We start from the raw sequence: 21,342 nt of genomic DNA, 5'->3' as shown, positions 1-21,342 counted from the left end.
AGCAGCCTATATCGCTCATACTTCGCTCGTCTTGTCTCCGCTGTCGTCAAGCTGAGCCCCAAAAGTTTCAATAATGCTGGCTATCGGTATTAGCAATACCGATACCGTCTTTGTTTTAAACTGTTTCGGTTTATGATTTATGCATTTCGCGGCGTTTACCGCCGTGAAACTTAATAGTGGTAAACCATGATTGAATATGTTAGTTTATACATATTGTTTTTTACGGCGTTTACCGCCGTAAATAAAGATAATGGTAAACTAAAAAGGGTTTTACGCTTGGTTAACAGCACTACTTCACATGATGATGTAGCAAAAGGGGCTTATAAACAGTCACTTAAAGCGCTTCTACCCTATGGCATGCTGGCGACTAAAAAGTGGCTGGCTGAACAAGGCTTAAGTGCACATGCCATTGATAATGCAGTAAAAACAGAAACCTTGTTATTACTGGCTACTGGCGTATATAGCCAGTATTCCCGCTCACTGAGCTGGGAAGGGGTAGTTGCCTCTATGCAGCGTATGGGTGTGAACAGCTTGGATGATTTGCCTTCGGTCATCGTTGGCGGGTTGTCGGCATTGTCATTGTCGGGATTGTCGCAGTATTTGTCGTTAGGCAGTACGCCGCACATTCATTTGTATGCACAAGGCAAGTTGCCATCATGGTTGGGGCGTTTGTCGTTGCCCGTTGAATGTGAGGGGCATAGTACCAATACCTTATGGCCTGAATGGTTGTTACAAGACAAAACGTTTATCAGGCAGCATGAATGGGAGGCGGCTCTGCCCCCTGTGTATTTTTCATGTCCTGAAAAGGCGCTATTGGAGTTACTGGTTGATTTACCCGATGCCGTTAGCTTTGAACATGCAGATGAATTGATGCAAGGCTTAGTGAATTTATCGCCTAGAAAGCTCGATGCGCTTTTAAAAGCCTGTAAAAGCGTGAAGGTAAAACGCTTGTTTTTCTGGCTGGCAAAGCGCCAAGCTTATCCTTGGTTTAATAAGCTGAATGTCGATGATTACGATCTAGGCTCAGGTAAGCGTGTTGTGGCTAAAGGCGGTAAGTTGGATACGGATTATTTAATCACTGTGCCGTCACATATGGCGAAGGAAAGCGAAAGCTAGGGATGGATAGAAACAGTATTTATTACAAACAAGTGCAGTTATTGATGCAGGTTTTTCCTTTTGTCGCTAAGCAGGAATGCTTCGCGCTTAAAGGCGGTACAGCAATCAATCTCTTTGTGCGAGAGTTTCCGCGCTTGTCGGTTGATATTGATTTGGTTTATCTGCCCATGAAAGGCCGCGATGAAGCTTTGCAGGAAATCTGCGACGCATTGGATGCGATTAGCGAAGATTTAAAAGCCGCGTTTAAAGATGTAGAGCTAACCGAAGCATACAAGTCAAAACGCGACGCGCTAAGACTAATCGTTGGCCGTAATGGTGTGCAGATTAAGGTGGAACTCTCACCCGTGCTACGTGGCACAGTTTACGAGCCAAAACTGATGGAAGTATGCGCAGCCGTAGAAGATGAATTTGGTTATGCAGAAGTGCCCGTGGTGGCCTTGGCTGATCTCTATGCCGGCAAGATTTGCGCGGCATTAGATAGGCAGCACCCTAGAGACTTGTTCGATGTAAAGTGGCTCTTGGAAAATGAAGGCCTGACGGATGAGATACGAAAAGCATTAATTATCTATCTCTTAAGTCACAATCGGCCAATGGCCGAATTGTTAAGGCCGCAATTTAAAGATATATCGGCCATTTATGCAGGTGAATTTGCAAATATGGCCGAAACGGACGTACCGCTTGAAGAGTTAGTGGCCGTGAGAGAGAGTTTGGTTGAGCTTATTCACCAAGGTCTGACCGATAGTGAGAAAGGGTTTTTATTGTCGTTTAAAAGCCGTGCGCCGGATTGGGCGTTACTTGAGCTTGATGATGTTAGTGAGCTTCCGGCCATTAAATGGAAACAAATTAATCTGGCAAAAATGCCAGATGAAAAACATAAGCTGGCGTTAGAAAAGCTAAAAGAAGTACTGAGTGTTTGATTTATAGTACTTCGTTATTTTGCTAGAATAGCGCTCAAATTTTTCAATGCTTTGATGGGAGGTGTTGCTGGCTGTAGGCCGTGGCAATCTGCTTGAGCTCTTTATTGAGTGAAACATCGGGGCTTAGAGTTAACTTTATTTTTTGTACAAATAGTTGTACAAAAACGGGAATTTAGATACATGGCAAACGCCGATTTTCTTAATGAAATCAATAAGCGAAGAACTTTCGCTATCATTTCTCACCCGGATGCGGGTAAAACCACCATTACAGAAAAGGTTTTATTGTTCGGAAATGCCTTGCAACGTGCAGGTACCGTTAAGGGCAAAAAGTCTGGGCAACATGCTAAGTCTGACTGGATGGAAATGGAAAAAGAGCGGGGCATATCGGTCACTACATCCGTCATGCAATTTCCCTATTCCGATTGCTTAGTGAATTTACTCGATACCCCAGGTCACGAAGACTTTTCGGAAGATACTTACCGTACACTGACAGCCGTTGATTCATGTTTAATGGTGATTGATGCTGCAAAAGGGGTTGAAGCTCGAACCATCAAATTGATGGATGTTACTCGTTTGCGTGACACACCGATTATCACCTTTATGAACAAGCTTGACCGTGATACCCGTGATCCCATCGATTTGCTCGATGAGGTGGAAAGTGTACTCAATATCAAGTGTGCACCTATTACGTGGCCCATCGGTATGGGGAAAGAGTTTAAAGGTGTTTACCATTTACTGCGTGATGAAACGATTTTGTATGCCACAGGTCAAGGTCATACTATTCAAGAAAAACGTATCATTAAAGGCTTGGACAACCCCGAACTGGATACCGCCATTGGTGATTACGCTGAAGAGTTGCGTGATATGTTGGATTTGGTGAAAGGTGCATCCCACGATTTCAATTTAGAAGAATTTATTGCCGGTGAACTAACCCCTGTGTTCTTTGGTACCGCAATGGGTAACTTTGGCGTGGATCACATGCTTGACGGTCTAGTTGAATGGGCCCCTACACCTCAAGGACGTGAAACTGACCAAGGTAAGGTTGAAGCAAAAGATGAAAAATTCAGCGGATTCGTGTTTAAAATTCAGGCCAATATGGATCCTAAGCACAGAGACCGTATCGCCTTTTGCCGCATCGTGTCAGGTAAATATCAAAAGGGCATGAAAATGCATCAAAGCCGTATCGGTAAAGATGTACGTATTTCTGACGCCTTGACGTTTTTAGCCGGCGATCGTGAGTTGCTCAATGAAGCTTACGCTGGTGATATTATCGGCTTGCACAATCACGGTTCGATTCAAATCGGTGATACCTTCACTTCAGGCGATAAGTTCCGTTTTGCTGGGATACCTAACTTTGCCCCAGAGTTATTTAAACGTATTCGTTTACGTGACCCTCTAAAGCAAAAGCAGTTGCTCAAGGGCTTAATTCAGCTCTCAGAAGAAGGGGCTGTGCAAGTCTTTAGACCATTGCAAAATAACGACCTGATCGTAGGCGCTGTAGGTGTGTTGCAGTTTGATGTCGTTGTTGCGCGGTTAAAAGGGGAATACAATGTGGATGCCATGTATGAACATATCAATGTGGCCACCGCACGTTGGATATACGGCAAAGATGAACGCAAGGTCGACGAATTTCGTCGCAAAGCAGAAGCCAATTTGGCCCTTGATGGTGGCGACAACCTAACCTATATCGCCCCGACTATGGTGAATTTGTCACTCGCGCAAGAGCGCTACCCTGATATTGAATTCCATCAAACTCGTGAACATTAATGGCTCGGGGCACCTCGCCCCAGTCAAATTGCACATACTTATGTGTTCAACAAATACGATTACTGGCTTTAAATTATGAATTTACACACACTCTTATTAAACAAATTTCGTGCAGCCTTGGTGGCTATCGGGGCTCCTGAAAACTCTCCTGCGCCTCTTAGCCGTGCGACCAAAGTCGGCTTCGGCGATTATCAATTTAACGGCGCTATGGCGTTAGCCAAAGTACTTAAGCAAAAGCCGCGGGATATCGCGGATAAAATCGTTAATGCAGTTGAGCTTGATGGTATCGCAGAAAAACTCGAAGTTGCTGGCCCAGGTTTTATTAACATTTACCTAAGCAAAGAGTGGTTAGCAACGCAGTTGTCAGAAGCAGCAGCTGATCCGCGTTTAAACATTGAAACTCAGCCAAGCAAAACAGTTGTTGTTGATTACTCATCACCGAATTTAGCCAAAGAAATGCACGTGGGACATTTGCGTACCACCATCATTGGTGATGCCGTGGTAAAGGCTCTCGAATTTATGGGCCACAAGGTGATCCGCCAAAACCATATGGGTGATTGGGGGACGCAGTTTGGTATGTTGTTGGCTCATTTAAACGACAAACTTGAGTCTAATCAGGTGGCAGAAACTGCGCTGTCTGATTTAGAAGACTTCTACCGAGAAGCAAAAGTGCGTTTTGATGAAGAAGAAGGTTTTGCCGACCGCGCTCGGGAATATGTAGTGAAATTGCAAGGGGGCGACGCCCACTGTTTGGCGCTTTGGCAAAACTTTATTGACGTATCCATTACCCACAGCGAAGAGGTCTACGATAAGCTGAATGTAAGTTTAACCCGCGCTGATATTATGGGGGAAAGTGCATACAACCATGATTTGGCCAATGTTGTTAGTGAACTGCAGGCGAAAGGCTTGGCAGTCGAAAGCGATGGGGCACAAGTGGTATTTTTACCTGAATTGGCAGATAAAGAAGGTAAACCCGCAGTATACATAGTGCAAAAATCTGGTGGCGGGTATTTATACGCCACCACAGATTTAGCCGCGATTCGCCATCGCAATAAGACGTTACATGCAGACCGCACCCTGATATTGACCGATGCGCGTCAAGCACTGCACTTTAAGCAAACTGAGATTGTTGCCCGTAAAGCAGGCTTTATTGAGCCAGAGCAAACCTACGAACATTGTCCATTTGGTATGATGCTAGGCAGTGATGGCCGTCCATTTAAAACCCGTACAGGGGGCACTGTTAAACTGGTTGAATTACTTGATGAAGCGGTTGAGCGTGCCGAAGCGTTATTGAGCAAACGTGAAACTGATTTGTCTACTGATGAACTGAAAGTGTTAGCCAATAAAATAGGTATTGGTGCGGTGAAATATGCTGATTTAAGTAAAAACCGTACCACTGATTACATGTTTAGTTGGGACAGCATGCTTAGCTTTGAAGGTAACACCGCTCCTTATTTACAGTATGCGTATACGCGGGTGATGAGTATTTTCCGTAAGGCTGAGGTTGACCATCATACCTTAAATGCTGGGATTACCCTTGATGCTCCGCAAGAAAAAATACTCGCAGTAAAACAACTGCAGTACGTTGAAGCGATTAATCAAGTTATCACAGAGGGAACACCCCATGTGCTGTGTACATATCTGTATGAACTCGCCAGCTTGTTTATGAGTTTTTATGAAGCGTGTCCGATGTTAAAAGAGGGGATCGCTCCTGACTTGCGTGATAGCCGGATGACATTGGCAGCGCTAACGGCTAAAACATTGCAATCTGGCTTGAGACTGCTTGGTATTGACACCATGGAGCGCATGTAAACGGCGTCAGTAATAAATTGTTAGCGATGAAAACACCCGCCTTGTAGCGGGTGTTTTGCGTTAAGTAGGCAACACATTTCAGGTGTAAGCTATGATTTGTTGTTACTGATGGTACAGATCTGTCATTAACAGAGAAAATCCGGTAAAATCCGCCGCCATTCAACTGCTATGACAATGTTAAGGTTTATGTTCGAAATCAATCCAATATTAAATACCATCAGTGACGTAAAGCAGCGCAGTACATCGCTTCGGGGGTACCTTTGACTATGATCAAAAGAGCGAGCGCCTCGAAGAAGTTAACCGCGAATTAGAAAGCCCTGATGTGTGGAATGAGCCAGAGCGTGCTCAGGCCCTTGGAAAGGAAAAAGTGGCTTTAGAGCAAGTGGTCGAGACCATCGTTTTTCTGGAACAAGGTTGTGTTGATGTAGAAGAACTGCTTGAGCTAGCTGTTGAAGAAAGCGATCAAGATACCTTTGATGAAGCGGAAAAAGATTTAGCAGAATTGGTGGCTAAGCTAGAAACACTTGAGTTTCGCCGTATGTTCAGCGGCCCTAACGATGCTAACGATGGTTACATTGATATTCAGTCGGGTTCTGGCGGTACTGAGGCGCAAGATTGGGCAAGCATGTTATTGCGCATGTATTTACGTTGGGGTGAAGCCCATGGCTTTAAAACCGAACTGATTGAAGTCTCAGATGGTGATGTTGCTGGCATAAAAAGCGCCACGATCCGGTTTGAAGGTGAATATGCTTTCGGTTGGTTGCGCACCGAAACCGGCGTGCACCGTCTAGTGCGTAAGTCTCCTTTTGACTCAGGTAGCCGTCGGCATACTTCATTTGCCTCTGTGTTTGCCTACCCAGAAATAGATGATGATATTGAGATTGATATCGACCCTTCTGACTTACGTATTGATACATACAGGGCTTCTGGCGCCGGCGGTCAGCACGTAAACAGAACCGATTCAGCGGTACGTATTACCCACGAACCAACGAACATTGTGGTGCAGTGTCAAAATGACCGTTCACAACATAAAAATAAAGCCCAAGCTATGAAGCAGCTAAAGGCGAAGCTTTATGAATTCGAGATGCAAAAGCAAAACGAAGAGAAGCAGAGCATGGAAGACAGCAAGTCTGATATCGGCTGGGGAAGCCAAATTCGCTCTTACGTATTAGATGACTCGCGCATAAAAGACTTGCGCACCGGGGTGGAAACACGTAATACCCAAGCGGTATTAGACGGTGATCTAGACAAATTCATTCAAGCCAGCTTAAAGTCAGGTTTGTAAGTTAATTCACATTTATATATAGCTAATAGAAATCAGGAAAGTCGATGACTGAACAGCAACAAGATGAAAACAAGCTCATAGCTGAGCGCCGGACTAAACTTTCGCAGATCCGTGAAAACTGCAAATCGAACGGCTTCCCTAATACCTTCCGTCGTGAATTTTATAGCCAAGATCTTCAAGCAGAGTTTGGCGAGCATGAAAAAGCGGCCCTAGAAGAACTGGGTAAAGTGGTCAGCATTGCTGGGCGTATACTTGCTAAGCGCGGACCATTCTTGTTGTTGCAAGACATGACTGGCCGTATTCAAGCATATGCGTCAAAAGACACGCAAAAAGACATTAAAGCTCGTTATACCAGCTTAGACATTGGTGACATCATTGGTGTTAAAGGTGAGCTTCACAAGTCAGGAAAGGGTGACTTGTACGTCAACATGAGTGAATACCAATTATTGACTAAGTCATTGCGCCCATTGCCTGAGAAGTTCCATGGCCTAGCTGATCAAGAAACTAAGTATCGCCAGCGTTATGTTGATCTTATTACTAATCAACAAACCCGTGATACGTTTATGATCCGCAGCAAAATTGTGACAGGGATTCGCAACTTCTTAAGTGAGCGTAAGTTCATGGAAGTGGAAACTCCAATGCTACAAGTGATCCCTGGCGGTGCAACGGCGAAGCCGTTTACTACACATCATAATGCGTTAGACATCGACATGTATTTACGTATCGCTCCAGAACTGTACCTTAAGCGTTTGGTGGTAGGTGGCTTTGAACGCGTGTTTGAAATTAACCGTAACTTCCGTAACGAAGGGTTATCGACACGTCACAATCCTGAATTCACCATGCTTGAGTTTTATCAAGCCTATGCTGATTACCAAGATTTGATGAACCTAACGGAAGAAATGCTACGCAGCGTCGCACAAGACGTACTAGGTACCAGCATAGTTAAAAACACCATCAAAGATAGCGAAGGTAACGTAGTCGAAGAGAAAACGTACGACTTCGGCCAACCTTTCCAACGTTTGACTATGAGTGAAGCGGTGATCAAATATTGGCCAGAAGCGAACGCAGAGGCGATCAACGATCCTGAAGCGCACCTTGATGAGCTTAAAGCAATGGCCAAACAGTTGCACATCAAAGAGCCTGAAGTCGATGGAATATGGGGTGCAGGTAAGTACCTTTGTGAAATCTTTGAAGCCACAGCAGAAGAACAACTTGATCAGCCTACGTTTATCACAGCATACCCGTGGGAAGTATCACCACTGGCGCGCCGCAATGACGACAACAGCTTTGTAACTGATCGTTTTGAGTTTTTCGTAGGCGGTCGTGAACTAGCAAATGGTTTCTCTGAGTTAAATGACTCAGAAGATCAAGAAGCACGTTTCCGTAAGCAAGTGGCTGAAAAAGACGCAGGTGACGATGAAGCCATGCACTTTGATGATGACTATATTCGTGCTCTAGAATATGGGTTACCACCGACAGCGGGCGAGGGGATCGGTATTGACCGTTTAGTGATGTTATTCACTGACAGCCCTACGATTAAAGACGTCATCCTGTTCCCGCACATGAAGCCGGAAGTTAGCAGCGAGAAAGCTGAATAATCAGCGATTAAGTTTCGAGTAAGAAAAGAGCGCCGTTGAGCGCTCTTTTTGTATCTACACTCTGGAAAATATCCTGTTATGTCAAACTCGCAATGTGAATAGCGTCACTAAGCTAATGCTTTAATTTGACTCACTAGCGCCGTGTTGAGTGGAACATCGATAGCGAGTTTTTCTGCTTCGCGGCAAATATAACCGTTGATATAGTCAATTTCACTAGGGCGATTGTGGGCTATATCTTGGTACATAGAGGAATAGTTTTCGCTGGTGGCCTGGGCAACATCCAGCACTTTTTGATAAAGCTGCTCCTTACTGCCTACAAAGCTAAGGGCGTTCATAACCGCCGCGGTTTCTGCGCAGATATCCTTAATCATTATCTGATATGTTGCTTCTAGCAACTGGCCATTTTTGATTTTATTTACCGCGGTCAGCGGATTAATAACGGCGTTGATAGCAAGTTTATCCCACAGAGCCTGTTCTATATTTTGCTGCCAAGAACATGGGGCTAAAAGTGTATCGAGTACCTGATCGCATGTCACAGTTTGTAGGACGTCAGCTTTTACCTCGCTTTTTTGCTCGTTTTCTCGCTTGATATGTAGCGCATTGTTTGGCGGGTTGAGCACATAGCCTAGCTGGCAGCTGCCTAAACCGGTTTCAATCAGTCTATGGTTATCAGGCTTATAGGCTGCATGGCTGGTGGTGGCTGCAATCAATGGGTTATTAGGTAATAGCATTTTCGCGTCTTCGATAACCCCCATACCATTGTGCAGTAATACGATGGTTTGAGTGGGGCCTATGTAAGGCTTCACCTGCCTTAGCGCATCGACTATTTGATAGGCCTTTACTGGAAGTATGAGCATATCAAAATCACACAGCGAGGCCAGCGCAATCGAATTGATGTCGATTTGATGTGACTGGCCAGCTATGTCAGTGGCATTAAGTGTGAAATTGCGCTGCTGGCGCAGAACAACCCCCACTTCCTGGTGAACTTTTATGCATTTGAGTACGAGCAAGTTTCCAATAGCACCATTACCAACGATCGCTACTTTCACTGATAGGTATCCTCTGTTTTTTTGACTAACCGGGAGAGATTTTAGGCGTTGGCCAGCTTTTTAACCAAGGTTCGACATATTCTTGCTGAGCCGTTTGACACGCTTCATTCATGAACAGCACACCATTGGTTGGTGGGCAAACTAACTGCACCAATTCACCTTGATAGGTAAAGCGCAGGCAATAGGCGTGTAGATAGGTACGGTCTTGGGCTTGGCCTTTATATAATTCATCCCCTAAAATAGGGCTACCTAAACTTTTCAACATGACCCTGAGTTGATGGGTTTTACCAGTAAGCGGCTTCAGTAGATACAAACGAATACCTGCCGATACGCTTTTACTAAAAAATTGTGAGGTCGCAACAGCGCTGCCATTCTGATTAAAAGCCCATTTCCCGTCGCGGATTTTCTTCATGGCTCCAGTGACGGTACCTTGCTTTTTTTTAGGTTTAGAACTGCCTAATGCAAGATAGTATTTTTCAATTTCTCTCGCTTCAAATAATTTACCTAATTGACTAGCCGCTTGTGCATGCTTAGCCAAAATCAGTAAACCTGACGTGACTTTATCTAAGCGGTGGACTAACCACAGTTTATCAAATGCGTGCTGTGCACAAACCATGGGTAAAACACCTTGAGCGCTAGACTCATTTTGCACACTAACACCAGATGGTTTGTCGATAATAATGAAGTCAGGATGATCGAAAACGACAGAAATAGGAGGGAAAGCGGAATTACTCAAGTAAGGCAATCGCCGCAGGGTAATCAAGATCGTCAATAGCGTTGCGCAACGCTGATTGGGTATCGTTGTCCAGCGCACAATCTCTTATGTACTGTTCGAGTTTGTCAGGAGTGATGAATTCATTTCTTTTAAGCGCCTTAAGCAATTCTTGTTTGCCTTGAGGGTTAACTTCACCTTGCGCTGCATTCGATGTCGCTGCATCTGCGCTTTGCACTGTATTAGCGTACTCATTGGTCATCGTTAACGTTTGCTTAAGAACCGATATATATTGGTTGCAATTGAGTGTTTCTGGCGCTTCGCTTTTAATTTTAGCTTCAAAATCACGGCTAGCTTGATGCAAAGCTATCATGCCTAAATTGCCACTCACCCCTTTTATGGTGTGAACTTGTTGGCGAACGGCGTCTAAATTTTGTAAGCGAATATCACTGACGAGCGTCTCTTCGACTCCTTGATATTGTTCGTTGAACTTGCCAAGCATTTTGACTAATAAGCTCTCATTGCCGCTAAATTGGCGCAATGCAAAGCCTACATCGAAAATTATGGGGTCTTGATTCATGCACAGGATCCTTAGATCAGGTCGTCACTTGCTCCTGAGTCAGCCCACAAGCTGGGTGACTTTGTTATGAATGAAAGGGTAGACTATTAAACTAGTGTAAATCAATGGGCAAGTTTCTCGTGGTAAAAAAAATCGTTATATTATCGGTATTTGCCGGCATTTTAGCCGCATGTCAACCAACCAGTTCTGTGTCACCTCCAACGACAACAAACTTACCCGAGGGAGTAACTCTCATTTCCGAGCATAGGGTTGATAAAAATCAGGTTGGTATTCCCTACAAGAAGTATCGCTTGGCCAATGGGTTAACAGTGGTGCTACATGAAGATCATTCTGACCCATTAGTACGTGTTGATGTCACCTATCATGTAGGCTCTGCTCGTGAGGAAGTAGGTAAGTCAGGGTTCGCGCACTTTTTTGAACACATGATGTTCCAAGGCTCAAAAAACGTTGCGGATGATGAGCACATTAAACTTGTCACTGAGGCTGGCGGGAATATGAATGGGACTACCAACTCTGATCGCACTAATTACTTTGAAACAGTACCGGCCAATCAACTCGAAAAAATGATGTGGTTAGAGGCTGATCGTATGGGCTTTTTACTTGGCTCAGTGACTCAAGAAAAATTTGAAATTCAGCGTGAAACAGTAAAAAACGAGCGTGGCCAAAGTTATGACAACCAGCCTTATGGCCTGCGCAGTGAGCGTAACTCAGAGGCGTTATATCCAGCTGGACATCCTTATTCATGGTCGACAATTGGTTACATCGAAGACTTAAACCGAGTCAACGTAGATGACTTGAAAGCCTTCTTCAAGCGTTGGTATGGGCCAAACAATGCAGTGTTAACCATAGGTGGCGACATTCAACCTGAGCAGGTTCTTAAGTGGGCAAACAAGTATTTTGGGCCTATCCCGTCAGGACCAGAAGTTGAAAACGCTGACAAAACCTTAGTAACGTTAGATGACACACGATTTGTCACGTTAGAAGATGAAGTTCACCTACCTTTGTTACAGGTCACGTTTCCGACTGTTTATGTGCGGCACGAAGATGAAGCGCCTCTAGATGTGTTGTCAAACATATTAGGGTCTGGCAAAACCTCACTTTTTTATAAAAATTTGGTTAAAGATGGTTATGCTGTGCAGGCATTGGTGTCACATCCCTGCCAAGAGTTAGCATGCGAATTTCAGCTGATCGCGCTAGCCAACCCGCAAAATAGTACTAATTTGTCAGAGCTATATACACGGTTTAAGCAAACCCTAGCTGAATTTGAAAAACGAGGTGTAAACGAAGACGATTTAAATCGAACTAAGGTTGGTATTGAGACTTCCACTATTTTTGGGTTACAAAGCGTATCAGGTAAGGTTTCAACACTTGCCTCAAATCAAACCTTTGATGGTGAACCAGACATGGTTCAATATGATTTAAATCGTTACAATGCGGTAACCGCCGAAGATGTGATGCGAGTATATAAGCGTTATATCAAAAACAAGCCCAGCGTCGTATTAAGCATTGTTCCCCAAGGTCAGACACAATTAGCCGCTAAACCTGCTAACTTTACACCGCCCAAGCGCAATTTAGAGCACGTTAGTACCGTCAAGCAACATATCGAACAAGCAGAGATTACAGATACGTTCGATCGTAGCCTTGTGCCGCCAGTAGGACCTTCACCTGTGGTGAGTGTGCCGGATTTTGAGCAACAAACGTTTGATAACGGATTGACGCTCGTGACCTTAGATAGCGAAGAAACACCTACTGTATCCATTAGCTTTAACATGGAAGGCGGGCCACTGCTTGAGCCTATTGAAAAGGCAGGGCTTGCGTCGTTTACTGCGCAAATGATGAATGAAACCACCCAAGGTTTTAGCAATGAAGAAATGGCCAATCAATTGGCGCTTTTAGGCAGTAGCATTCGCTTTGAAGCAAGTGGTCGTTATACCACAGTGCGGATCAATAGCTTGTCACGTAACCTTGATGCGACATTAGCATTATTTAACAAGAAACTGTTTGCACCCGCTTTCTTAGAAAGTGATTTTGAGCGTTTAAAACAGCGCTCTGCACAATCGCTGCAACAACAAGTTAAAAACCCGTCTGTGTTAGCTAGTCGGGCGGTCAGTGAGTTGTTATTCGGTGATAACAATCGCGTGAGCCTGCCTGACACGGGGACATTACAGACACTAAACAACATCACGCTTGAAGACGTAAAAGCCTACTACCGAGCATATTACTCGCCGAGTAAAGCAAATGTGGTTGTGGTTGGCGATATTGATCCGAAAACGATCGCTGGCTCATTGTCGTTTTTAACTGATTGGGCAGCTAAATCATATGAAATAAAAGATTATGCTGAGTTTCCGGAAATGAAAAAGCCGGTCATTTATTTGGTTGATAAACCGGGAGCACAGCAATCTGTGGTGTCTATCTTCAAACCTTATCTTCCCTACGATGCAACAGGCGAACAATTTAGAAGTAAGCTGATGAACTTCGCACTTGGTGGCGTGTTTAGCAGTCGTATTAATCTAAATTTACGTGAAGACAAAGGGTATACCTATGGTGCTTCAACGAGTTTTATCGGTGGGAAAACATTGGGGTGGTTCGATGCCAGTGCTGACCTTAAACAAGATAATACCGCAGATGGTATTCGTGAAATGCTGAATGAAATCAGCCAATATCATGAAAAAGGCATGACTCAGGCTGAGTTAGAGCTGATGCGCAACGCATTCACCCAAGGAGATGCGTTAGAATATGAAACACCGTCGAGCAAAGCGGGCTTCCTGCGCCACCTACTTACTTACGATTTAGATAAATCATATCGCGCTACGCAAAATGAGATTATACACCGCATTAGTAAAGAGGAACTAAATACGTTAGCGGCTAATGTACTTGATCCTGATTCAATGCAGATTGTGGTTGTTGGAGATGCAGAGGTGATCCGCGCTCAATTAGCAACACTTGGAAGGGAAGTGATTGACATGACCGTTGAATATTAATACCTGTATTGAGTGAAAAATAAAGTAACACAGGTCTATATTCCTTGAATTAACTTTTACACTCCCCATTTACTGGGGGTTGCTGATATTACTGGAACTTATTTTGCAGACAATAGAAAAAGATTTTGCCGAGCGCGTGGCGCTTCTAGCTGAAAAAGACCTTGCTTCTACGTTGACAGGGATCTGCCATGGAATTGAGCGTGAAGCGTTACGTATTCAACCTAACGGAAAGTTAGCCCAGACACCCCACAACGAGAGACTAGGGGCTGCATTAACCCATGATTACATCACCACTGATTTCTCAGAGTCTTTGTTGGAATTTATTACGCCTCCTGAACAAGACGCCGATAAAACTATGGGGCAGTTACGCGATGTGCATAAGTTCGCTTTAGCCAATATTGGTGATGAATGTCTGTGGCCGATGAGCATGCCGTGTTATATCGACGATCAAAATGAAATCCCTATCGCGCAATTTGGTTCATCTAACGTCGGCAAAATGAAAAGTCTTTACCGGGAAGGTTTAAAGAACCGTTACGGTAGTATGATGCAAGCGATTGCTGGGGTGCATTTCAACTTTTCGTTGCCTGATCGATTTTGGGATCTTTGGATAAATAAAACCCAAGGCAGCGAAAACAATAAAGAAACCAAGTCAGCTGCGTATTTTGCATTGATCAGAAATTACCGTCGTTTTTGTTGGTTAATTCCCTATTTATACGGTGCGTCACCGGCAATATGTAGTTCTTTTGTAAAAGGTAAAAACACCACATTACCTTTTAAAACAATAGGTAAGGGGTCGTTGTATTTACCTTACGCAACCTCCTTACGCATGAGTGATCTAGGGTATACAAACAGTGCGCAGTCGGGTTTGATGACCTGCTATAACCAAGTCGACACCTATATTGAGTCTCTACGTAAAGCGATTAGTACTCCGTCAGATGTTTTCGAAAAATTTGCTGGTAAAAAAGACGGGCTGTATCAGCAACTCAACAGCAACGTATTGCAGATAGAGAACGAGCTCTATTCGCCTATTCGTCCTAAGCAGCCAACAAAACCTTTAGAAAAGCCAACCGATGCATTACAAGCCCGGGGGGTTGAGTATATTGAAGTGCGCGCATTGGATGTGAATCCATTTAGTGATATTGGTATTGAACGTAACCAATTTTTCTTTTTAGATGTTTTTTTAGTCTACTGTGTCGTTATGCCTAGCCCAAACATGACAACGGATTCTTATCGAGAAACAGAGATGAATTTACGTGCTGTGGTTGATCACGGCCGCGACCCATCACTAATGCTTACACAGGACGAAAAAACGATAGCGATGACCCAATGGGCAGCGACTGTGTTTGACGGTATGAGGCAGGTCGCTAAAGTGTTAGACAGTAACCTTGAGGTGCCTGAATATAGTTTGGCTGTGGAGCACGAATGGCAAAAGATCCTCGAACCTCAGAAAACGCCTTCTGCTAAAGTGTTGGCTAATTTGTTAGCCAACAATAAAGACAACGGTGCATTAGGTGTGGAATTAGCATCGCGCTACAAAGCACGTTTACATGACACTGATTATCAATTCTTCGATGCTGATATGCTGAGCAAGCATGCAATGAGTTCGCTGGAAGAGCAGCGTCGTATAGAAGAGTCTGATACGGTAGGATTTGACCAGTTCTTAAGTGACTACTTCACTTATCAATTTAAGTGATCACTCCTAAAGCAGCATTTTTAACCCGGCCAGTGCCGGGTTTTTTGTTTGCGTCATCTTTATATAGATCAAAAAAAAGCCCAGCTAAAGAGCTGGGCTAACTAGTTTAATCGGGAACACACATAAACTAAAACACACGCTAATTATGACCAGCGCATTCTTCAGTTGGTTCCCTAAAACTGAAAAATTATAAATCAGGACGACAGCCGGGACCTGTCCGTTTAAAGCTAACAATTGGACTTTTATTCTTCACGGCTTGAATTTAAACGGGCGCAGCGCTTGTTCAGGCGGCTCAGTTTGAGTCTTATTTAATACTAATAATTATTGACGAGGCTGTGCTAGGGGACACGATATATTGGAAAAAGGTAAATCAGTGAGCAAAAAAAAGCCCAGCTAAAGAGCTGGGCTAAGTAGTTTAATTAGGAAACACACATAAACTAAAACACACGCTAATTATGACCGGCATCTGCGCTATTTAGTTCAAAATAAAGTGAAATAACCAGTGTTACTAATCGATTGGTATGAAAATCGTGCAGGGGAAAGCTCGAATAAAAGACAGGTGAAAACCAGATAAAAATTAAGTAAAAAAAAAGCCCAGCTAAAGAGCTGGGCTAACTAGTTTAATCGGGAAACACACATAAACTAAAACACACGCTAATTATGACCCGCTGCAATCTTATTTAGTTCACGAAAAGAAAAAATATTATTAACTTATCTGCACGAAAGTAGCCGGAGGGTTTGGTACGTTTTCAGGGTAAAAAAAGCCCAGCTAAAGAGCTGGGCTAACTAGTTTAATCGGGAAACACACATAAACTAAAACACACGCTAATTATGACCCGCTGCAATCTTGTTTAGTTCACGAAAAAGGAAAAAATATTATTAACTTATCTGCACGAAAGTAGCCGGAGAGTTTGGTATGTTTTTAGGGTAAAAAAAAGCCCAGCTAAGAAGCTGGGCTAAGTAGTTTAATCAGGAAACACACATAAACTAAAACACACGCTAATTATGACCCGCTGTAATCTTATTTAGTTCACGAAAAGAGAAAAAATATTACTAACTTGTCTGCACGAAAGTAGCCGGAGGGTTTGGTACGTTTTCAGGGTAAAAAAAAGCCCAGCTAAAGAGCTGGGCTAAATAGTTTAATCAGGAAACACACATAAACTAAAACACACGCTAACTATGACCCGCTCTAACTTATTTAGTTCACGAAAAAGGAAAAAATATTATTAACTTATCTGCACGAAAGTAGCCGGAGGGGTTGGTGCGTTTTTAGGGTAAAAAAAAGCCCAGCTAAAGAGCTGAGCTAAATAGTTTAATCGGGAACACACATAAACTAAAACACACGCTAATTATGACCCGCTGCAATCTTGTTTAGTTCACGAAAAGGAAAAAATATTATTAACTTATCTGCACGAAAGTAGCCGGAGGGTTTGGTACGTTTTTAGGGTAAAAAAAAGCCCAGCTAAAGAGCTGGGCTAAGTAGTTTAATTAGGAAACACACATAAACTAAAACACACGCTAATTATGACCCGCTGTAATCTTATTTAGTTCACGAAAAGAGAAAAAATATTATTAACTTATTTGCACGAAAGTAGCCGGAGGGTTTGGTACGTTTTCAGGGTAAAAAAAAGCCCAGCTAAGAAGCTGGGCAAAGTAGTTTAATTAGGAAACACACATAAACTAAAACACACACTGAATATGACCGGTGCATTCTCTATTTAGTTCCGATAAAAGTGCAAAAAATAAAAATATTTGGTCAGTAGTACTAAAATCGCCGTCTGCAGAGGAGATCAGGATCTGCTTTAATCTTTTTTGTGAACATGGCGAGCGGATATAGAGGCGCGTCGCTCTTTGGTTAGCACACAGCCTCTTGCGCTAGAGAGATAAAATATTTGAGACTGAAAATATAGCGAAAATTCATCTCAATAAAATTTGAACAAAAAAAAGCCCAACAAAATGCTGGGCTAAATAATCCTAATTAGGAACACACATAAACTAAAACACACACAAATTAAGACTAGAACGCTCGCGTTTAGTTCAATGGGAACGCAATATCGAAGGTATTGGTCGATGCGTGTTTAGTCATATTAGGGCAATTTTGTTTACGGGCTTACCTTCACAGTGCCGATCGGGTTAAGATTGCTCTCCCGTGTTGTGCGCAGAAAATCGTAATAACATTTATTTTAATTTCTGACGAGAGTGACGTATGTCTCGCGATTTGTTAATTAATACAACTTGGCTTCGCAATTCCATCCTGTGTGTCTCACTCTTGTGGCTTTGTAGTTGCACGACTACACCGCCAAAAAATATAAGCAATATTTGTGAAATATTTCTGGAAAAGCGTGATTGGTTTGATGCGGGGGAAGACATGACCGATAAATGGGGTGTTCCTATCCATGTACCTATGGCGATGATGTATCAAGAAAGCTCGTTTCGTGCAGACGCATTACCACCAAAAGACTATGTGTTTTTCGGTTTGATCCCCTGGGGACGAGTGAGTAGTGCATACGGTTATTCTCAAGCCAAAACACCAACTTGGGCGGACTACAAACGTGAAACAGGAAATGGCTGGGCGAGTCGAGAAGATTTTGACGATGCCATGGACTTCATGGGGTGGTTCATTAGTAAAACTCATAAAATAAATGGTGTTTCAAAGTGGAACGCCGAGTTGCAATATTTGAATTATCATGAGGGATGGGGTGGTTATAAGCGAAAGAGTTATCGCAAGAAACCTTGGTTACAAAAAGTGGCGAAAACAGTAAAAGCCCGCTCATTACGTTATGCGACTCAACTTAAAGGATGCCGCGCAGAATTAGAGAAAGGGTGGTTTATGCGTTTGTTTACATAAGCACACGCTTAGCTCTAGCATTTTGCTCGCTAAAATAAACGTTTCTAACAATACAGGAAATCTTTAATTGGGAGAATGAACATGCCAGAGGTGCGAAGTGACATAGCTGACTATATTGATAACGCGCCACCAGAGCGGCGTGTTCGTTTGACGCAGTTGGTTGAATTAATACAACGGTTATCTCCTCAAGCTGTCGTCTCTATGCGCTATAAGATGCCAACCTTTACGACTGTAAATGGATGGATTTCAGTGGCGAATCAAAAACATTATGTATCTGTGTATACATGTCAGTTCGCGCATATCGCACCCTACAAAAAACGCTATCCAAAACAAAAAACGGGAAAGGGATGTATTAACTTTACCGACAAGGACCAAATAGATCTTGCCGTTTTATCTGATGTGATCCTCAGTGCCATGGGCACTATGGATAAAGATTAGGATTCTGTCATTTAACGCATAACTGCCGATTACCCTTTAAGCTGCAATCAACTTGCTCTTCTATGCACCTTACGTTAGCGATAGGGGCGAACCAGAAGCCTTTAACATTTACCAACCTCTTAACTTACCCGACGGCCACGATATTCATTCTCGAAATAGAACGCCATTTATAAATCTGATACGCCTTGTGTACAGGCTTGAGGTATTCTCGAACCAGTCGCATGGTTGTTAAATAAACGTTAATAAAAAGCGTAAGCAGGAGGCATATATGGCAGGGCATTTCTATTTAAGCGGTACTCAAGTGGATCGTAGTGATATGACCACGCGGGCGAAGAAAATAGCGCGTTTACTCAGTGATAAAGGCGTCACTACCGGCGATGTTATTGCTATTTTGCTGCGCAACGATACTACCTTGTACGAAATCGTTGAGGCCTGTCGCTATGTAGGGGCATATTATGTCACGCTAAACTGGCATGGTACCCAAGCCGAGCTGATGCCAATATTGACTGATAGTGGTGCGAAGGTGCTTATCGGTCATGCAGATTTACTTGCTGAATTTACCCAGCCAATGCCACGTGAGCTAGCTATTGTGAGTGTGAAAACACCGCAGGTAGTGTCGTCTCGCTATCCGTATATCAAGGCTACAAATAAAACTGAAGAGAGTGTTACACCAGCACACTTTGCACATGAAAACCTAGCCACGCTGTTATCAAGTACTCCCCCGATACAATCTAAGCCCCAGCGTTTTCGAGGGATGTTTTCGTATACTTCAGGCAGCACCGGGCAGCCAAAAGGGATAAAACGAGATTACGATGAACAAAGGCCTGACCCTTACATTGTGTTTGCTGGTCTTGCTAAGGCTCTGATGCAACTCGATAAAGGTGATAGATTCTATAATGCCGCACCGTTATACCACAGTGCGCCACATGCTCTGACTTTGTGTTGCTTAGCGGCGGGTAATATTGAGGTATTCCTCGAACCTAAATTTGAACCAGAGCAGTTTTTGGCCGATGTGCAGAAATACCAAATTACCCACACATATATAGTACCGACCATGATGGTGCGCTTACTAAAACTACCGAAAAGCGTGCGCGAACAATACGATGTCTCAAGTCTACGCTACGCACTCTCGACGGGGTCGGCTTGGCCGGTAGAAGTGAAAAAAGGCATGATCGATTGGTTTGGGCCGATTTTTTACGAATCCTATGGGGCCAGTGAGTTAGGGTTTATGACCTTGATCTCCTCGGCAGAAGCAGCCAACAAACCGGGCTCGGTCGGTAAGGCGATCCCTGGTGGTTCAATCATTATTTTAGATGACGAAATGCAACCTTTGCCCCCTGGCGAAACGGGCTCAATCTATGTGCATCTACCCATGTTTGGGCCGTTTAAATACACCAACACCCAAGGAACGCTCGATGGATTGCACTATCAAAATTACACAACACTCGGTGACATGGGGTATCTAGATGACGAAGATTACTTGTACATCAATGATCGTAAAAAAGACATGATCATCTCTGGTGGGGCGAATATCTTTCCAGCAGAAATTGAAGCGATACTCATTCATATGCCGCAAATCGAGGATTGCGCGGTTTTTGGCGTTGCCCATGCTGAATTCGGTGAAATGATTGTTTTAGCTGTGCAATGCAGGCCTGATAGCTCGCTCGATATTAAACAGGTTCATGCCTTTTTAGATGGAAAAATCGGGCGTTTCAAATGGCCCAAAAAACTGGATGTACATAACCAGTTGCCCAGAGAAGACAGCGGTAAAATATTCAAACAACGCTTACGAGCGGCTTATGTTTAAGCTGGCTCTCGGATAAATAAGTTGACCGCACAGGTGCACATTTCTTCGATATGGCTGCGATCGGCGTATATTCCGTCGATGAGTAAGCGCGCGATCCCGTGCATAGTGCCCCAAGTGACTTGGGCTAATCTTAGGGTGTCTTCATCGGCTGACATCAGGCCCTGCTCTTGCCACTTTTTGGTCATTTCCACTTGCCGTTGAAAACTCGGGTAAGCGATATCACGCAGGGCCGTGGTTGCACTATTTTGTTTCCAAATGGTGCGGCCAAACATCAAGTCGTACATTTCGGGGTTTTCAGCTGCATAGCCAATGTAGCTTTGAAAAAACTGATGATATTTATCCCGAGCACTAATGCCGGTTTGTGCCAATATTCGCTCTGCGTTGCTGTGCCAATGGTCAAAGCCTTCTTGGGCTATGGCACACAGCAACTCATTTTTATCTTTGAAATGGTGATAGGGCGCCGTACGAGACACGCCTACACGGTCGGCCAATTTTCGCAACGACAGGCCTTCAATGCCACTCTCGCTGAGCATGGCTTTTGCCACCTCAAGCAGGCTAGTGCGAAGATCGCCGTGATGGTAGCTGCCTTTGCTAGAAGCCGCTTTTTTAGATGATGTATTTTGCATAGTTGAGAATTTACCACATATCTTGACAGCGTCAAAATAAGACTTTATCTTGACGTTGTCTAGTTTAACTGGCTGATAGGCGTGAAATCGTTTTTCACGAAAAAACACGCTAA

General features: G+C 43.7%; 15 protein-coding genes. 11 read left to right on the top strand and 4 right to left on the bottom strand.

Translation table 11 applies throughout. The features are described 5' to 3' along the window. Positions 1-186: 186 nt before the first annotated feature. The 6 genes from FX988_RS06580 to lysS all read left to right on the top strand — a co-directional run bounded on the left by FX988_RS06580 (position 187) and on the right by lysS (position 8,495). The gene (locus FX988_RS06580) at positions 187-1,116 is read left to right on the top strand and encodes a type IV toxin-antitoxin system AbiEi family antitoxin (RefSeq protein ID WP_254700736.1); all 930 of its coding nucleotides are present in this window, start codon (positions 187-189) and stop codon (positions 1,114-1,116) included. Positions 1,117-1,118: 2 nt separating this feature from the next. Next, positions 1,119-2,033 (top strand): nucleotidyl transferase AbiEii/AbiGii toxin family protein, encoded by a 915-nt coding sequence (locus tag FX988_RS06575; protein WP_160178887.1) that lies wholly within the window; start codon positions 1,119-1,121, stop codon positions 2,031-2,033. Positions 2,034-2,213: 180 nt separating this feature from the next. Beyond that, a complete protein-coding gene (gene prfC / locus FX988_RS06570; RefSeq protein ID WP_160178886.1) occupies positions 2,214-3,800 on the top strand; it encodes a peptide chain release factor 3 in 1,587 nt (528 codons plus the stop codon). 75 nt (positions 3,801-3,875) lie between these two features. Then, on the top strand, positions 3,876-5,612 hold the full coding sequence (argS, locus tag FX988_RS06565) for an arginine--tRNA ligase (RefSeq protein WP_160178885.1): 1,737 nt from the start codon (positions 3,876-3,878) through the stop codon (positions 5,610-5,612). A 186-nt stretch (positions 5,613-5,798) separates the two neighbouring features. Then, a protein-coding gene (gene prfB / locus FX988_RS06560; protein WP_153811148.1) for a peptide chain release factor 2 occupies positions 5,799-6,897 on the top strand; the annotation gives its coding sequence in 2 pieces (ribosomal slippage) (positions 5,799-5,873 and positions 5,875-6,897; 1,098 coding nt in all). A gap of 44 nt (positions 6,898-6,941) precedes the next feature. Continuing rightward, a complete protein-coding gene (lysS, locus tag FX988_RS06555) occupies positions 6,942-8,495 on the top strand; it encodes a lysine--tRNA ligase (protein WP_160178884.1) in 1,554 nt (517 codons plus the stop codon). 107 nt (positions 8,496-8,602) lie between these two features. On the opposite strand, the gene FX988_RS06550 is transcribed toward lysS, so the two are convergent. The 3 genes from FX988_RS06550 to FX988_RS06540 are packed head-to-tail and all read right to left on the bottom strand — an operon-like array spanning position 8,603 to position 10,836. After that, positions 8,603-9,544 carry a ketopantoate reductase family protein gene (locus FX988_RS06550; protein WP_160178883.1) on the bottom strand — a complete coding sequence of 314 codons (942 nt, stop codon included), beginning with the start codon at positions 9,542-9,544 and terminating at the stop codon, positions 8,603-8,605. Between the two features lie 25 nt (positions 9,545-9,569). Beyond that, positions 9,570-10,280: a TIGR01621 family pseudouridine synthase gene (locus FX988_RS06545; RefSeq protein WP_160178882.1), complete on the bottom strand. Its 711-nt coding sequence runs from the start codon at positions 10,278-10,280 to the stop codon at positions 9,570-9,572. Continuing rightward, positions 10,273-10,836, bottom strand: a complete 564-nt coding sequence (locus FX988_RS06540) for an Hpt domain-containing protein (RefSeq protein ID WP_160178881.1) — start codon at positions 10,834-10,836, stop codon at positions 10,273-10,275. The genes FX988_RS06545 and FX988_RS06540 overlap by 8 nt, the downstream gene beginning before the upstream one ends. A 104-nt stretch (positions 10,837-10,940) precedes the next feature. Here FX988_RS06540 and FX988_RS06535 point away from each other — a divergent pair, with 104 nt between their 5' ends. From FX988_RS06535 to FX988_RS06515, 5 genes are all read left to right on the top strand, one after another. Next, positions 10,941-13,817, top strand: coding sequence for a M16 family metallopeptidase (locus FX988_RS06535; RefSeq protein WP_160178880.1), 2,877 nt, complete (start codon positions 10,941-10,943; stop codon positions 13,815-13,817). Positions 13,818-13,920: 103 nt separating this feature from the next. Next, positions 13,921-15,510, top strand: a complete 1,590-nt coding sequence (gshA, locus tag FX988_RS06530) for a glutamate--cysteine ligase (RefSeq protein ID WP_160178879.1) — start codon at positions 13,921-13,923, stop codon at positions 15,508-15,510. 2,206 nt (positions 15,511-17,716) lie between these two features. Then, on the top strand, positions 17,717-18,358 hold the full coding sequence (locus tag FX988_RS06525; protein ID WP_201751639.1) for a hypothetical protein: 642 nt from the start codon (positions 17,717-17,719) through the stop codon (positions 18,356-18,358). Between the two features lie 81 nt (positions 18,359-18,439). Then, a complete protein-coding gene (locus tag FX988_RS06520; protein WP_160178878.1) occupies positions 18,440-18,796 on the top strand; it encodes an iron chaperone in 357 nt (118 codons plus the stop codon). Between the two features lie 268 nt (positions 18,797-19,064). Beyond that, a complete protein-coding gene (locus tag FX988_RS06515; RefSeq protein ID WP_160178877.1) occupies positions 19,065-20,603 on the top strand; it encodes an AMP-binding protein in 1,539 nt (512 codons plus the stop codon). On the opposite strand, the gene FX988_RS06510 is transcribed toward FX988_RS06515, so the two are convergent. Next, on the bottom strand, positions 20,600-21,229 hold the full coding sequence (locus tag FX988_RS06510) for a TetR/AcrR family transcriptional regulator (protein ID WP_160178876.1): 630 nt from the start codon (positions 21,227-21,229) through the stop codon (positions 20,600-20,602). The two genes, FX988_RS06515 and FX988_RS06510, sit on opposite strands and share 4 nt — an antisense overlap. Positions 21,230-21,342: the final 113 nt, after the last annotated feature.

The organism is Paraglaciecola mesophila (assembly GCF_009906955.1).
GTDB classification, from domain to species: Bacteria; Pseudomonadota; Gammaproteobacteria; order Enterobacterales; family Alteromonadaceae; genus Paraglaciecola; species Paraglaciecola mesophila_A.
The sequence above is the reverse complement of the archived record's forward strand: the minus strand, read 5'-3'. Positions and strand labels throughout refer to the sequence as shown.

Excerpts from the sequence above, each read along its gene's own strand:
- FX988_RS06580 (WP_254700736.1), top strand. The coding sequence starts at position 187 with ATGATTGAATATGTTAGTTTATACATATTGTTTTTTACGGCGTTTACC.
- FX988_RS06575 (WP_160178887.1), top strand. The coding sequence starts at position 1,119 with ATGGATAGAAACAGTATTTATTACAAACAAGTGCAGTTATTGATGCAG.
- prfC (WP_160178886.1), top strand. The coding sequence starts at position 2,214 with ATGGCAAACGCCGATTTTCTTAATGAAATCAATAAGCGAAGAACTTTC.
- argS (WP_160178885.1), top strand. The coding sequence starts at position 3,876 with ATGAATTTACACACACTCTTATTAAACAAATTTCGTGCAGCCTTGGTG.
- lysS (WP_160178884.1), top strand. The coding sequence starts at position 6,942 with ATGACTGAACAGCAACAAGATGAAAACAAGCTCATAGCTGAGCGCCGG.
- FX988_RS06540 (WP_160178881.1), bottom strand. The coding sequence starts at position 10,836 with ATGAATCAAGACCCCATAATTTTCGATGTAGGCTTTGCATTGCGCCAA.
- FX988_RS06535 (WP_160178880.1), top strand. The coding sequence starts at position 10,941 with ATGGGCAAGTTTCTCGTGGTAAAAAAAATCGTTATATTATCGGTATTT.
- FX988_RS06525 (WP_201751639.1), top strand. The coding sequence starts at position 17,717 with ATGTCTCGCGATTTGTTAATTAATACAACTTGGCTTCGCAATTCCATC.
- FX988_RS06520 (WP_160178878.1), top strand. The coding sequence starts at position 18,440 with ATGCCAGAGGTGCGAAGTGACATAGCTGACTATATTGATAACGCGCCA.
- FX988_RS06515 (WP_160178877.1), top strand. The coding sequence starts at position 19,065 with ATGGCAGGGCATTTCTATTTAAGCGGTACTCAAGTGGATCGTAGTGAT.
- FX988_RS06510 (WP_160178876.1), bottom strand. The coding sequence starts at position 21,229 with ATGCAAAATACATCATCTAAAAAAGCGGCTTCTAGCAAAGGCAGCTAC.